Origin of the sequence: Abyssisolibacter fermentans (assembly GCF_001559865.1) — a bacterium.
GTDB lineage: Bacteria > Bacillota > Clostridia > Tissierellales > MCWD3 > Abyssisolibacter > Abyssisolibacter fermentans.
Genome location: NZ_LOHE01000064.1, coordinates 22,895 through 38,191, shown reverse-complemented (window position 1 = coordinate 38,191; position 15,297 = coordinate 22,895). Strand labels below are relative to the sequence as shown.

Genomic DNA, 15,297 nt, shown 5'->3' with positions numbered 1-15,297 from the left:
GGGGATTAATATTTTCATTTATTTATAAGAATTATTTATTCGAAAATATTGTTTAATCATTGCTATTATAGCAATATTTTATAAATCTGTAAACATTTCAAGATTTTACTTTTCAATATTTTTTATTTGTATTTCAACGAGGCCCAAGATTTCACACCGCCTGTTAAATCTAATCGGTATCCGCCGCCTATAGAGATTGGAGGACAATTGCGCCTTGTTATAAAAATGAATTATATAGCTCAACAATAAAAATATTTGTTTAAAAGAGAATTTTTTATTTGTTAAATTTAGTTATTGAAACAAAAAACAGACTGATTGAATACAGTCTGCTTATAATTCTTTTACGTAAGATAAAATTTCTTTTTCCATTTCAATAACATTTTCTTCTAACTCAGTAACCTTTTTAGAAACTTGTTCTTTAAACTCTTCATCCTTTATTGAACCTAGATTTATTTTTACATTATATAGTGCACCAAGCACTGCTGTTCTTGCCATCATTGCTGCTACTGCTGCGTCTGTTACTGCATTACTGTTTCCTTTAGTTATTGCATTTTTAATATATTTCATAAACTCATAGCTCTTCTGTGCTGTCTTTAGTGGTACTAAAGCTGCATTTTTCATAGCTTCTTGAATTTTTAGCTTTCTTAATTCTTTATCTTCATCAGTATTCTTTGGAAGCTTGAATGCTGACATTACTTTATTGAAAGCATCAGTATCTTCGTCTATTCCATCAGTTAAATCTTTTCTGTAAATCTCGCCTTTTTCTAGTATTTCCTTCATACTATCTTCTACATCTTCATATTTCTTTTTGCCAACAGTCAAATTAGCTACCATCTCTGCTAAACTAACTGCTATTGCACCGCTTAAAGCAGATATACTCCCTCCGCCGGGTGCTGGAGAATCAGAAGCAGTTTCCTCTATAAATTCTTTTATACTTAAATCTATGAGCATATTATCAACTCCTTGTTATTTTTCAAATACTAAAACTCCATCTTTTATAACCTTCTCAACTACACTAACACCAATATGATATGGTATAAATTTGTAAGATGGATGTTCTAAAACTATAACGTCGCCTTTTTTACCAACGTCAATACTTCCTATTATATCTGCCATATCAACAGCTGCCGCACCGTTGATAGTTAATGCTGTTATAGCTTCTTCTACACTAAATTTCATATACAATACTGCTAATGCAAATATTAATGGTATAGATTCAGTATAGCAGCTGCCTGGATTTAAATCACTGGCTAATGCTACTGCACAGTTATTGTCTATCATATATCTTCCTCTGGCAAAATCTTCTTTTAAGCTAAAAGCTGTAGCAGGTAATAAGGTTGTTATTACATTTGCTTTAGCCATATCCTTGATACCTTTGTCTGAAGCTTGCAAAAGATGATCCGCTGATATTGCATTTAATTCTGCTGCCAACTCTGATCCTCCAAGCTGTACAATTTCATCGGCATGTAGCTTTAGTTTCATTCCCATTTCTTTTGCCTTAGTTAAAAGCTTTCTTGACTGCTCTATAGAAAATACATTTTTTTCACAGAATACATCACAAAACTCCGCTAATTTTTTATCAACAACTGTTGGCATAACATTATCTATTAAGTAATCTATAAATTCATCCGTTCTACCTTTATAATCCTTAGGAACTGCATGGGCTCCTAAAAATGTTGAATAAATATCTATTGGATGAGATTTATTTAACTCTTTCATAACCTCTAATTGTTTAATCTCTGTTTCAAAATCTAGTCCGTACCCACTTTTCCCTTCAACACTTGTTACACCAAAAGATAACATTGAATCAAGTCTTTTCTTACCTTCTATAATCAATTCTTCTTTACTTGCTGCTCTTGTAGCATCAACAGAGTTAACTATTCCTCCACCTCTGTTCATTATTTCCATATAGCTGTCACCGTTTATTCTCCATGAGAATTCCTCCGCTCTATAACCTCCAAATACAAAGTGTGTATGAGAATCTACAAAGCCAGGTAAAACAGATTTATTCATAGCATCAATAACATTATATTTATTTTCATCATATTCTTTTAAAATATCTTCCGTCTTACCAACGGCTTTAATAATACCATTTTCAATTACAATTGCACCATCATTTATTATGTGTAAGTCTGACATTTCTTTGCCAGCTTTAGCATTAAATCCATGACAAGTAACAACCTCGGAAGCATTTTTTATTAAGATATTTCCTTTCATTAAATCACTCCTTACAATTTTGCTTCAAGTACTTGATCTATTGAAAAATCCTCAATACCTAAATAATACTCAGCACAATCTATTAAAGCAGCCATAGGTACAAGTCCTATTACTTCACTTCCTACAATACTTACTCCATATCTTTTTGCTTCTATTCTAATTAACTCAAATGCACTGTATATTGTAGTCTTTGTATAATCTGTTAAGTTCATTGAAACTTGAGTTATTCCTCTATCTTTAAGTTCTACTCCCATTGCTTTACAAAATCTCAATCCTCCACCTATGTGTCTAACTTTCTTTGCTATTTTGTTAGCTATTTCAAGGTCAGAAGTATTTAGATTTACGTTGTATGCAATCAAAGGCATTCTTGCTCCTATTGCTGTTACACCAGCAGTTGGATGAATTTCATCTGGTCCAAAATCAGGTTTCCACTCTGGTTGTTTAAGTTTTTCCTTCATTCCTTCAAACTGTCCTTTTCTTACCTTTGATAAGTTTTCTCTTTCTTTTGAAGAAGCTGATTTTTCGTATAAGAATATTGGCAAGTTATATTTTTCTGATACTTCTTTTGCAACTTCCTTTGAAAGGTCTACAGCTTCCTGCATTGTCACATTTCTTATTGGTATAAATGGTACTACATCAGTAGCTCCCATTCTTGGATGTTGTCCCTCATGAACATTCATATCTATAACTTCTATTGCTGTACCTATAGCTTCTACTACTGCTTTCTTTAACTCCTCTGGCTCACCAACTACAGTTACAACACATCTGTTATGATCTTCATCATTACTATAATCTAAAAGCTTAACACCCTTTTTCCCTCTAAATGAGTCAACTATTTTTTCTATTTTTTTTAAATCTCTACCTTCACTAAAGTTAGGTACACATTCTACTATTTTATTTAATCCAGACATCTTTTTTCCTCCTTCTTTCTCAAGGGACGGTTCTTTTTGGGTTTACACCCAAGAAGAACCGTCCCCGATGGGTTGACCCATGGTTGGTTCCCTCTATGGGTGAAGAAACCGTCCCTGTTTTATTTTTCGAATTTTTCGTCTACTAATTTCTTTATTAAATCTTCATCAGGTATATATGGAATGGTTATATGATCTTTTCCTTTTCTTACGTTGTTATATTCTATACATGTTTTAATGGAGTTTTCATTTCTAGCCCAAGAACGTCTAGCAACTCCACCCATAACATCCCAAAGCATAGATCTTTTAAGAATATTATCAACTCTTTCACTTCCATCTAAGACCATACCAAATCCGCCATTTATTGATTTTCCAATACCTACTCCTCCACCATTGTGTAATGCTACTAAACTCATACCTCTAGCAGCATTTCCTGCAAAGCATTGAGTAGCCATATCAGCCATTATATTGCTACCATCTTTAATATTTGATGTTTCTCTAAATGGAGAATCTGTACCACCTGTATCATGATGGTCTCTACCTAACATAACTGCGCCTATCTCTCCTTTTCTAACCATATCATTAAATTTAAGTGCTATATTTAATCTTCCAAAAGCATCTTGATATAGTATCCTAGCTTGAGTACCAACTACAAGCTTATTCTTGTCTGCATCTTTTATCCATGTCCAGTTATCTCTATCTTGGAATCTTCTTTCTGGATCTATACATTCCATAGCAGCTTGATCTGTTTTCAATAAGTCTTCTCTCTTACCACTTAAACAAACCCATCTAAATGGTCCATAACCATAGTCAAATAACAATGGTCCTAATATATCTTCAACATATGATGGGAATATGAAACCATCTAATTCATTTCTTCCATTTTTACAGATTTCTTGGACTCCTGCATCATAAACTGCTTTCATAAAGCTGTTACCATAATCAAAGAAATATGTTCCGTTTTCCACAAGTGTCTTTATGAGCTTATAATGTTTTTTTAGTGTTTCATTTACAAGCTCTATAAATTTAGCTTTGTTATTATCTAACATCTCTGTTCTTTCTTCAAATGTTAATCCTACTGGACAATATCCACCATCATAAACAGCATGGCATGATGTTTGGTCAGATAGTAAGTCAATTTTTATAGAATTATCTACAGCATATTCAAGTAAATCTACTATATTTCCATGAAAAGCTATGGCAGCTGTTTCTTTTTTAGCTTGATACTCTTTTGCCATCTTAAATGCTTCTGCTGGACTTTTAGCAATTTTGCTTACCCAACCTTGATTGTATCTTGTTTCTATCCTTGAATAATCAACCTCTGCAATTATACCAACTCCATTAGCTATTTCAACGGCTTTACCCTGTGCTCCGCTCATTCCGCCTAAACCAGATGTTACAAATAACTTTCCTCTTAAATCACTATCCTCTGGTATTCCTAATTTATCTCTTCCTGCATTAAGTAAAGTACTGTAAGTTCCATGTACTATTCCCTGAGGGCCTATATACATCCAACCGCCAGCAGTCATTTGGCCATAATTTGCAACTCCTAACGCCATAGCTCTATGCCAATCTTCTTGATTATCAAATAAACCTACCATAAGAGCATTTGTTATAACTACTCTAGGAGCTTCTAATGTAGATTTAAACAGCCCTAAAGGATTTCCTGATTCTACTACTAATGTCTGGTCACAGGTCATTTCTTCTAAATATTTTTTTATCATATGATACTGCATCCAGTTTTGACAAACCTGACCTGTCTCACCGTAAGTAACTAATTCATAAGGGTATAAAGCAATATCAAAATCTAAATTGTTATCAATCATAACTTGAAAAGCTTTACCTTCAGTAGTTTTTCCTTTATATTCATCTATTGCCTTTCCTTTAATATTTCCTTCTGGTCTAAATCTATATCCATAGATTCTACCTCTTGTCAAAAGTTCATCTAAAAATTCAGGTGCCAGCTCTTCATGCCATTTTTCAGGAACGTATCTAAGAGCATTTTTTAACGCTAGTTCTGTTTCAGCTTTGTTTAATGTAAATTCTCTTTTTGGAGCTCTTCGGATTCCTTTAATAAATTCAGGTTTTTTAGGTAATTCCTTAAAAATACTGTCTAATTTAATGCTCATAGCATTAGATATGTCAACATTATTCATATATAATCCTCCTCTGAAACTTATTATTATAAAACCTAGATTACTCATAGAAAATTATGAGCAGTGAACCCAAATCTGTGATTTGGAGTAAATCGCTTAATCCTATGAAGAAACCAAATAGGAGATTCATTAATAATACCTTCTGATTATAAGGTATTCATTAAATTCACGACATACCAACTCAGTATGCCTTCGAATTCACTGAAACCTTCTAATTCAGAACTATACAGCATATTATTTGGGCGTTATATGAATAATCAAGGTTATAAATACATTATAATAAACTACCGTCAAAAAAACGTCTATTCAAGATTAAAATATCAATAACAATAATAAAACTATTATTAGTTTTGTGCCATTACCTGAATATCCAAAATCACCAATTTGAATTATCTTCCTAGGTTTTTTCTTTCCTTTTGACAAACCATATTTATTACTGATTTTATCAAGTGTTTCCTGATCTATATCATTGCCTATATTAGAATCACTAGATAATACACCTACGTTTTTAAATAATCTTATTATATTACTTTCTTTTATTTCTTTATTGTATAAATCTTGCGTATATGTACCTACATCTTTAAAAACCTGCATTATATTATTTTCTTTTATATGACTCTCTTTTACATCTGCATAACATACATTAGCATTTACTTTAGTCATGAATAAAAACATAAAAAAAGATAGAATAATAAACATCCTTTTTTTCATTTAATTCCCCCTTCTTTCGTTTGTTTTAAAAATATAAAAATTTTTTCATATATTTATATAATATTGGAAATAGAGATAATACAGCTAAAAACACAAATAACAATATGATTTTTATTGAATAAACTTCACTTATATTTTCTATATTTATTATATTATCACCCGCTACTGAATAAATAATGCAATACGGCAATTTGCCTATTATAGTACTCAAGGTAAACTCTACTAAAGATAACTTTGATAAACCTCCTGCATAATTAGCTATGCATATTGGAAAAAAAGGAATTAACCTTAACGAAACGAAATACTTAAAAGCATCTTTTTCCATATGCTTATTAATTTGTTCTATTTTCTGGCTATAATTTTTCCATATTAAATCACTTATTATAAACCGTGAAAAAACAAAGGTCAATAATGCTCCTATAGTTATTCCTATAATAGCATACATAAACCCCAACACCCAACCGAATAAAAAACCTACTACTAAAGTTAATAATGTCGTTATTGGCATTCCAAAAGCACTTAAAATATATGCCAGTAAAATTAGAATAATACTAATATAATATTCTTCATTTACTATACTCTTTATTGTATCTCTATTAGCCTTGAAATTATCAAAAGTAACTACATCAAAAATAAAAAAACACGCTAATATAAGCACTACAATTATAAAAAATAGCGTAGACAATATTACAATCCTTTTAATAAACACTTTTTTCCCCCCTGCTAAACATACCTTATATATATTATTCAACAAATTATAGAGATATCCTTAAATTAATTTTTTATTCCTCTTGCTGAAGAGCTTAAACTAAAAAAGTCTGTTTTGTTATTAAAACAAAACAGACTTTCCATTACCTTTTCTTCTTAAGCTTTTTTACAGCCGCTGGCATAAAAGCTATAATTGTGAGCATAATAAACATCAAAATAATTTCGGGTGACAAAACCTCTCTTGGTGAATTAATATTACCAATGTTATTGCCTGCAATCGAATACACTAAACAATATGGTAACATTCCAAAAAAAGTTGTCATCATAAAGGTTAATAATGAAATATTAGTAATACCTGCAACGAAATTAGCTACAAACAAGGGAAATGACGGTATAAATCTTACTGATGTAAAATAGCTAATTGCATTATTATTTATTTCATTTTCAATAATTGCTAACTTTTGTCCAAACTTTTTTCTTATCCATGAGCCTATAACATGCTTGGAAAACAAATAAGCTAAAGCGGCTCCTATCGTTACTCCTATAAGAGAATATATAAAGCCATAAAACCATCCAAATAAAAAACCTCCTAATAATGTCGCAAAGGCAGCTACAGGAATACCAAATGACATTATTACAAAACTAAATATAAAACATGCAGCTGATATATAATAGTGCTTGTTTACAAATGCTTTAAAGTAATCTCTATTATTTTTGAAACTCTCAAAAGATAATAAGCGCACTGCATCAAAATATCGTATTATTAATAATACAATTATAATAATTAATATAACCGAAAAAATAACTTTATATTTCTTCTTCATTATATATGCCTCCTGGTATATAATACAACACTAAGATGTTATGCGTTTTTACGAGCTACTCCACTTTTTATAGCAGCCTGCGAAACAGCTTTAGCTACTTTCTCAGCTATTCTTTTATCTAGTGGATTAGGTATAATATAATCTTCTCTTAATTCATCTTCTGTTATTATACTTGCTATTGCATTTGCTGCAGCAAGTTTCATTTCTTCATTAATCTCAGTAGCTCTTACATCTAAAGCTCCTCTGAAAATACCTGGAAAAGCTAAAACATTATTAACTTGATTGTTAAAATCAGATCTACCTGAACCAGCTATTCTTGCTCCAGCTTTTAAAGCTAAATCTGGCATTATTTCAGGATTAGGATTAGCCATTGCTAAAACTATAGCATCTTTGTTCATGCTTTTTATCATTTCTTCATCAACAACATTGGCTGCTGATACTCCTATGAATACATCTGCATTTTTAATAGCAGTTCTTAAATCACCTTGTAACCCTTCTTTATTAGTTAAACCTGCTAATTCTTCTTTGTTCCAATCATTAGATTTAGAACCTTTATGTAAAATTCCTTTTCTGTCACAAACTAAGATATTCTCTACTCCTAAACTTATAAGCATTTTTACTATTGCACTACCAGCAGCACCTGCACCATTTACAACTGTTTTTATTTCATTAATTTCTTTTTTTACAAACTTTAAACCATTTATCAATGCAGCTATAACTACTACAGCAGTTCCATGCTGATCATCATGAAAAACAGGTATGTCTAATTCTTCTTTTAATTTTTTTTCTATCTCTATACATCTAGGCGCTGATATATCCTCTAGGTTAATACCACCAAAAGTAGGAGACATTGCTTTTACTATATTTACTATTTCGTCAACAGATTTTGTATCTAAACAAATTGGAAAAGCATCTACATTTGCAAACTCTTTAAATAATACGGCTTTTCCTTCCATAACAGGTAATGCTGCTTTTGGTCCAATATCACCTAGTCCCAAAACTGCACTGCCATCAGTAACAACTGCTACCATATTGCCTTTGCATGTATATTTATATACATCATCTTCGTTCTTGTGAATCTCTCTACAAGGCTGTGCTACTCCTGGTGTATAAGCAATACTTAAGTCATCTTTGTTTTCAACTTTAACTTTAGAAATAACCTCAATCTTACCTTTTTTTTCTTCATGCACTCTAAGACTTTCTTTATTATAGTCCATATTTTTTCCTCCTTCATTATACCATTATAGTTAATTGTGAAATACTACACTCTTCATAAATACTACCTTTAAATGTATTGAAATAACTTAGTTTCCCCCACTTTTAGCATATATTAATTATAAAAACTACCAGTATAGTCACTAGGGAACCATCTAATGTTTCTTTGAAAGCGTGACTTCAAGAGTTCGTTTCTTCATCGCTTCTACTTAAATCAAAAGAAACGGGCTCTTGTCGGAACCGTCAAAGATTATTAGATGGTTCCCCTCGCCAAAAACTCTCTTATTTTCTCTTTCTTTTATTTTTGTTATTGTATGCTTTTACCTTATTAATTTCTTCTTTTTTCTTTGGTCTAATCAAACATTTAGGTCCATATCCAATCAAATCTCTTCTACCTGCTTTACTTAAAGCTTCAAAGACTAAATTGTAATTATGGGGATTACTAAACTGAAGCAACGCTCTTTGCATAGCTTTTTCTTTTTTATCTTTGGGTACATATACTTTTCTACCATTTGTTGGATCTAAACCTGTATAGAACATAGTTGTAGATAATGTTCCCGGTGTTGGATAAAAATCTTGCACTTGCTCAGGTTGATAATGAATATCCCTAAGATACTCAGCCAATTTTATGGCAGATTTTAATGTGCTGCCTGGATGACTAGACATCAAATATGGTATTAAATATTGCTCTTTACCTAGTTTCTTATTTATATCATAAAATTTTTTAGTGAATTTATCAAATATTTCTTTTTTTGGCTTGCCCATTAATTCTAAAACTTCCTCTGCAACATGTTCAGGTGCAACTTTTAATTGACCGCTAACATGATTTTTACATAAATCATATAAAAATCTATCATCTTTATCAGCCATTATATAGTCATATCTTAAACCTGATCTAACAAACACCTTTTTAATATTAGGAAGCTTCCTGAGCTTTGTTAAAAGATCTGTATACTCACAGTGCGATACTTTTAAATTTTTACATGGGTTAGGAAATAAACATTGTCTATTTTTACATGTACCAACCTTTAGTTGTTTATCACATGCCGGTGCTCTAAAGTTTGCTGTTGGTCCTCCAACATCATGTATGTAACCCTTAAAATCTTTGTCACTTGTTAATTCTTTTGCTTCGTTAAGAATTGATTCATGGCTTCTCCCTTGAACAATTCTACCTTGATGGAAAGTTAATGCACAAAACGAACACCCTCCATAGCAACCTCTAGAACTAGCTATACTAAATTTCACTTCATCAATAGCTGGAATACCGCCATCTTTTTCATAAATAGGATGATAATTTCTAGCATATGGCAATGAATAAACCCAATCTAGCTCATCAGTAGACAGAACCATAGTTGGTGGGTTTTGAACTAAGTACACATCATTATGCTTTTGAGCTAAGGCTTTTCCTCTTACAGCATCTTGCTCCTCATATTGTATCTTAAAAGCTTGAGCATACTTCTTTTTACTTTCAGTTATTTCTTTAAAAGAAGGTATCTCTATACAATCATAAACTTCATTTAAATCTTTAACTGTGTAACAAGTTCCTGATACATGTCTTATATATTTTATATCCATACCAGAATTCAAACACTCCGCTATATCCATAATTGATTTTTCGCCCATACCATATATTAATAAATCAGCTCTACTATCTAATAGTATACTCCTTCTAACACTATTACTCCAATAATCATAATGTGCAAATCTTCTCAAGCTACTCTCTATACCTCCTACAATAATAGGTACATCTTTATATGCCTGCTTTAACATATTGCAGTATACTATTGTAGCTCTATCTGGTCTGCAATCCATTTTGCCCCCAGGGGAATATGAATCTCTTCTTCTACGTTTTTTGTTAACTGTATAATGATTGACCATAGGATCTATATTTCCACCTGATACTAGAAACGCCAATCTCGGTTTTCCTAATTTCTTGAAATCATCAACTGATTTCCAATTTGGTTGAGCTATAATTCCTACCTTATATCCTACTGCTTCTAAAACTCTTGATATAATTGCTCCACCAAAACTAGGGTGATCAACATAAGCATCTGCATTAATTAAAATGAAATCTAGTTGCTCCCATCCTAGTTGTTTCATATCACTTTTGTTTATAGGTAAAAATTTATTATTCATAGTGATCACCTGTCTAAGTATTTTTTGTATACCTCTGTTTTTCTATCTTTTAAATAATAATGATTCTTCATACTTGCTTTATTATTTTTTAATTTTTCCAGTTCTAATATATCTATTTCAAAATGAGTAGATTTTTCATGTCCTTTATCATAATAATTGATCATATCTCCCATAGGATTCCAAATTGCAGTTCCTCCACCAAAATATTTTTCCCCATTATGTCCGCACATATTTACGGCAGCAATATAAACCCTATTGTCATATGCTCTTGCACTCATATATTTTTGCCATAAATCAATTCTTTTTTTGGCATCTATTAAAGATGCATGAGGGCAAAATATTATATGTGCTCCTTGAAGCGCAACTGCCATCATAGCTTCTGGAAAATGACTATCATTACATATTGATATACCAAATATTAATTGCTGATTGTTTATATCTATCTCAAAAACAGGCAAATCATCACCAGCTTTGAATTGTTTTCTCTCAAACCTTCCCAAATGAACCTTATGATACCTCTGAACTTTACCATTAGGGTATATTACTGCATGAGTTATATAATAGTCATGCTTATAATTTTCTACCATGCCAGCAAGTATTATAATTTGATTATCTCTTGATTGTTTTTTAAGTCTGTTTATTGTGTCTGAGTTCAAGCTTTCTGCTAATACTTGAACATTATCTCTACTATATCCACATGTCGATAATTCAGGGAAACATATAATACTTGAACCATTTCTCTTTGCCTGTAAAATAAACTCATTCATTTTATTCAAATTATAATTCACATCATTGTATTTGGAGCACATTTGAGCTAATGAAATTTTAATCATATTTTTACTCTCCTTATACACTACCTATAAGATTATCATAAATTTTATAAAATTAATATATTCTAACACAGATTATTTATAGAAAATTATGAACAGGGAACTGAAATCTATGATTTTATGTGAGTCGCTTACAAAGTTATATGAATAATCAGTATTTAAAGCTACTAGATTTTTAATTATTGCAAATTTCTTCAATATTTCTTAAAGCATAGTTAATATTTGCTTATATTTTAAATACAACTATTAGTAAAATAAATATCTGTAGTTAATTTATAAGAAAAGATTCTTAAATAAAAAATTTTACATTTATAATTATCTGTGTATATAAAAGAATAAAAAGAGTGAAACAAATCACTCTTTTCATTCTTTTATATAGCTAGCTACTATTTCCCCATAATACATTACATGAAAATCATTGTCTGAATATATTTTTTCTCTAATATCGTTATCTAATAATGCAGGTTCTATAAGCTGTTGGTGAACTATTTTACATTCATAATGCAATTCACATTCTCCGATGATAGGCGTACCAAGATATTGACCCTTTTCTTTCGTTAAACCACATTCTTTAAATTTATCTACATCTCTTCCTGACTTTGTACCGCAAATAAGAAGTTCTTTTTTCATATTTTTTTTAATTGGAACACTAACCGTAAACTCTTTACTCTTTTCTATTAAGTCATAAGTATACCTTGAAATTCTTACTGCTACTGTAAATATTGGTTTTTTCCAAATATACCCGATATTACCCCATCCAATAGTCATGGTATTAACAATATCTCCATTTTTTACTGTTAAAAAAGCTCCTTTTGTCAGTTGATTAAGCATTTCTTTTGTGTAATCATTGAAAGCAATATTTTTTATCAATTTTACCCATCTCCTTTTAATTTTTTCATTAAAAAATCAAGTTACGAGTTACTACGCTTTCTTATTTTTTAAAAAACTAAGCTTAGTTTCTGTGATAATAATTGCACAAAATATCAATAAACAACCTAATATCATTTTTATTGTAAACTCTTCTTTATATATTATAACTGCAAACAATGCACCAAAAACTGATTCTAAAGAAAGTATTATGCCCGTTCTAGTTGACGTTGTACTCTTTTGAGCAACATTTTGTATTAAAAATGCTACAACTGTAGGAAATAGTACAAGATAACCTATTCTTAACCATACACTACTTTCAATACCTCTAGGGAGTTCTTCAAACATCAAAGCACATATTATAAATAATAATGCTGCAACACCAATTTGCAAAACAGCTAATACAATTGGATCATGTTTTTTTGTAAAAAATCCCACTGCTACTATATGGGCTGCGAAAAACACTGCACAAAGTAATGTCAACTTGTCACCATAATTTATATCAAACCCGCCTAGTTCACTTTTAAGTGTTAATAAGCTTATACCAATCAATGTCATAAATGCACCTGCTATTGAATATTTATCAGGCGCTTTCTTATGAATTAGCCAAACAAAAAATGGAACTATAACTACATTTGTACCTGTTAAGAAAGCTTGTTTCCCAGGAACAGTATATTTCAGACCAACAGTTTGAACCGCAAAGCCTAAAAATAAGAATACACCTATGATAAAACCTGCTTTTAAATCTTGTTTACTTAAATTTCTAAGTTTTTTGTTAAAAATTAAAGCCATAATTACAAATGCTAATGTAAACCTTATAGCCATTATATTAAAGGGCGATATATTGTCTAAAGCATCTTTTAAAACTACAAAACCAGCTCCCCAACAAACAGCAACAAACACAAGAGCAATATCAGCATAGATACTTTTAAACTTTTTTTTCATATGTTCTCTCCTTCTATTCAATTTCAACTAATTTACATGAAATTCCTTTCGTTACCGATAATAAATCCTCTGGCTTTATATAAAACTGCATACCTCTCAAACCTGCACTTATGTATATTTCATTATAATTCATAGCACTATCATCTAAAAAAAATGGATACTGCTTTTTCATACCTATAGGAGAAACTCCACCTCTTATATATCCAGTTAGTTTATTAACCTCTTTTAATGGAACTAAGTTGACTTTTTTGCTTCCACTAACACTAGCTAAATATTTTAAGTTAAGCTCACAATTTCCAGGTATAGAAGCAACTATTATTCCTTTGTCGCCACGTACAACCAAAGTTTTAAAAACTTGTTTGGGATCAATACCGATTTTGGATGCTACGCTAATAGCACTTAAATCATTTTCATCAACTTCATATGTGCATAATTCATATGGTATTTTTTCTCTATCTAATATCCTTGCAGCATTAGTCTTTTTCATAATCTATCCCCCATTTATTAAAATATACAATAGTACAATGCCGGAAGTATGATTGCTGGCAGCATATTACCTACTCTTATTTTCTTTAATCCAAGCATATTAATTCCAATTACAATAATCAGAATGCCTCCTATAGCTGACATATCTGCAATTAAAACAGGTGTTAGGAATGGTTTAAGGAAAGAAGCTATTGATGCTATTAAGCCCTGGTACAAAAATACAGGTACAGCTGAAAAAACTACTCCTACTCCAAAGCTAGATGCAAATATTATAGATGATACACCGTCTAATATTGATTTTGTAAATAATATTTGATGATTGGCATTAAGACCGTCCTCTAATGCTCCCATTATACCCATAGCCCCTACACAATATATTAATGAAGCAGTTACAAAACCTTTTGCAAAAGTATCTTCTTTACCACCAAATTTATGTTCAATTCTATTACCTAAATTTTCTAGTTTGCCCTCTATATCTATATATTCTCCAATAATACTTCCTAGTACTACACTTATTATAACTACTAACATTTCGTTAGCTTTTATCGCATTCATAATGCCTATTATCATTACACTAATAGAAAGACCTTGAATAATTGTTTCACTATAATTTTTCTTTATACCTTTTTTCAAATAAACACCTAGAAATCCACCTAATATTATTGCTACAGTATTTACTATAGTTCCTATCACAAAATTCACCTCTTGTATAATCCCAGATTATTCATAGAAAATTATGAGCAGTGAACCCAAATCTTGATTTGGTGTAAATCGCTTACTCATGAGTAGAGAACAGAAATCTATGATTTCTTGTGAATCACTTACTCCTACGAATAAAATGAGTAGTGAGTTTCATTTTACATAATAATAAGAGATTCATTAGCAAAGCATCATTCTGCTTAGAAGATATCCATTAAATTCTCGACATACCAACTCGGTATGCCTTCACATTCACTGAAATTATAATTGCTTCAAAAGTATAATATAAATAATATACACATATTTGTTATCACTAAATTATTTTAATATGATACTCAGACTCATTTTTCCTCTGAGTAAGCGATTCACTCTAAATTAAAATTTAGGTTCTCTGCTTAACTATACAGCATATTATTGAAAATTATATGAATAATCAGGGATAATTATAATTATGTATTAGTATATTGTATCATTTACTTTTACTAAAGACAATATTAGTATTTTTAAGTTCTTTTTATTAATAAGTATAATTCTATAGCTAGATAGAAAAGAAAAAACAAAACCATTGAGCCATACTTTCCTCAAAGGTTTACCC

Annotated in this window: 14 protein-coding genes; all 14 read right to left on the bottom strand. The window is 30.7% G+C overall.

The annotated features are described in order from the left end of the window. Positions 1–330: 330 nt before the first annotated feature. Positions 331–951, bottom strand: a complete 621-nt coding sequence (locus AYC61_RS11150) for a cyclodeaminase/cyclohydrolase family protein (RefSeq protein WP_066501938.1) — start codon at positions 949–951, stop codon at positions 331–333. Positions 952–966: 15 nt separating this feature from the next. After that, positions 967–2,217, bottom strand: a complete 1,251-nt coding sequence (hutI, locus tag AYC61_RS11145) for an imidazolonepropionase (RefSeq protein WP_066501937.1) — start codon at positions 2,215–2,217, stop codon at positions 967–969. 11 nt (positions 2,218–2,228) lie between these two features. Next, complete coding sequence (gene ftcD / locus AYC61_RS11140) at positions 2,229–3,128, bottom strand: glutamate formimidoyltransferase (RefSeq protein ID WP_066501935.1); 900 nt, start codon at positions 3,126–3,128, stop codon at positions 2,229–2,231. A 119-nt stretch (positions 3,129–3,247) separates the two neighbouring features. Continuing rightward, positions 3,248–5,281 (bottom strand): urocanate hydratase, encoded by a 2,034-nt coding sequence (locus tag AYC61_RS11135; RefSeq protein WP_066501932.1) that lies wholly within the window; start codon positions 5,279–5,281, stop codon positions 3,248–3,250. A gap of 312 nt (positions 5,282–5,593) precedes the next feature. Continuing rightward, a complete protein-coding gene (locus AYC61_RS11130) occupies positions 5,594–5,992 on the bottom strand; it encodes a hypothetical protein (protein WP_066501929.1) in 399 nt (132 codons plus the stop codon). 25 nt (positions 5,993–6,017) lie between these two features. After that, on the bottom strand, positions 6,018–6,701 hold the full coding sequence (locus AYC61_RS11125; RefSeq protein WP_066501926.1) for a TVP38/TMEM64 family protein: 684 nt from the start codon (positions 6,699–6,701) through the stop codon (positions 6,018–6,020). Positions 6,702–6,843: 142 nt separating this feature from the next. Continuing rightward, the gene (locus AYC61_RS11120) at positions 6,844–7,524 is read right to left on the bottom strand and encodes a TVP38/TMEM64 family protein (protein ID WP_066501916.1); all 681 of its coding nucleotides are present in this window, start codon (positions 7,522–7,524) and stop codon (positions 6,844–6,846) included. A 38-nt stretch (positions 7,525–7,562) separates the two neighbouring features. Beyond that, positions 7,563–8,741 carry an NAD(P)-dependent malic enzyme gene (locus AYC61_RS11115; RefSeq protein ID WP_066501913.1) on the bottom strand — a complete coding sequence of 393 codons (1,179 nt, stop codon included), beginning with the start codon at positions 8,739–8,741 and terminating at the stop codon, positions 7,563–7,565. A gap of 280 nt (positions 8,742–9,021) precedes the next feature. Beyond that, positions 9,022–10,875, bottom strand: coding sequence for a YgiQ family radical SAM protein (locus tag AYC61_RS11110; protein ID WP_066501910.1), 1,854 nt, complete (start codon positions 10,873–10,875; stop codon positions 9,022–9,024). Between the two features lie 5 nt (positions 10,876–10,880). Beyond that, on the bottom strand, positions 10,881–11,708 hold the full coding sequence (locus AYC61_RS11105) for a carbon-nitrogen hydrolase family protein (protein ID WP_066501907.1): 828 nt from the start codon (positions 11,706–11,708) through the stop codon (positions 10,881–10,883). Positions 11,709–12,068: 360 nt separating this feature from the next. Next, complete coding sequence (locus AYC61_RS11100) at positions 12,069–12,536, bottom strand: flavin reductase family protein (protein WP_066501942.1); 468 nt, start codon at positions 12,534–12,536, stop codon at positions 12,069–12,071. Positions 12,537–12,626: 90 nt separating this feature from the next. Continuing rightward, entirely contained in the window at positions 12,627–13,517 is an 891-nt protein-coding gene (locus AYC61_RS11095; RefSeq protein ID WP_066501903.1) for a DMT family transporter, read from the bottom strand. Between the two features lie 13 nt (positions 13,518–13,530). Then, positions 13,531–14,007: a Cys-tRNA(Pro) deacylase gene (ybaK, locus tag AYC61_RS11090; protein WP_202906830.1), complete on the bottom strand. Its 477-nt coding sequence runs from the start codon at positions 14,005–14,007 to the stop codon at positions 13,531–13,533. 14 nt (positions 14,008–14,021) lie between these two features. Beyond that, complete coding sequence (locus AYC61_RS11085) at positions 14,022–14,696, bottom strand: DUF554 domain-containing protein (RefSeq protein ID WP_066501895.1); 675 nt, start codon at positions 14,694–14,696, stop codon at positions 14,022–14,024. Between the last annotated feature and the right edge of the window lie 601 nt (positions 14,697–15,297).

Bases quoted from the DNA above. Each gene is read 5' to 3' on its own strand.
- AYC61_RS11150 (WP_066501938.1), bottom strand. From the start codon at position 951: ATGCTCATAGATTTAAGTATAAAAGAATTTATAGAGGAAACTGCTTCT.
- hutI (WP_066501937.1), bottom strand. From the start codon at position 2,217: ATGAAAGGAAATATCTTAATAAAAAATGCTTCCGAGGTTGTTACTTGT.
- ftcD (WP_066501935.1), bottom strand. From the start codon at position 3,128: ATGTCTGGATTAAATAAAATAGTAGAATGTGTACCTAACTTTAGTGAA.
- AYC61_RS11135 (WP_066501932.1), bottom strand. From the start codon at position 5,281: ATGAATAATGTTGACATATCTAATGCTATGAGCATTAAATTAGACAGT.
- AYC61_RS11130 (WP_066501929.1), bottom strand. From the start codon at position 5,992: ATGAAAAAAAGGATGTTTATTATTCTATCTTTTTTTATGTTTTTATTC.
- AYC61_RS11120 (WP_066501916.1), bottom strand. From the start codon at position 7,524: ATGAAGAAGAAATATAAAGTTATTTTTTCGGTTATATTAATTATTATA.
- AYC61_RS11115 (WP_066501913.1), bottom strand. From the start codon at position 8,741: ATGGACTATAATAAAGAAAGTCTTAGAGTGCATGAAGAAAAAAAAGGT.
- AYC61_RS11110 (WP_066501910.1), bottom strand. From the start codon at position 10,875: ATGAATAATAAATTTTTACCTATAAACAAAAGTGATATGAAACAACTA.
- AYC61_RS11105 (WP_066501907.1), bottom strand. From the start codon at position 11,708: ATGATTAAAATTTCATTAGCTCAAATGTGCTCCAAATACAATGATGTG.
- AYC61_RS11100 (WP_066501942.1), bottom strand. From the start codon at position 12,536: ATGCTTAATCAACTGACAAAAGGAGCTTTTTTAACAGTAAAAAATGGA.
- AYC61_RS11095 (WP_066501903.1), bottom strand. From the start codon at position 13,517: ATGAAAAAAAAGTTTAAAAGTATCTATGCTGATATTGCTCTTGTGTTT.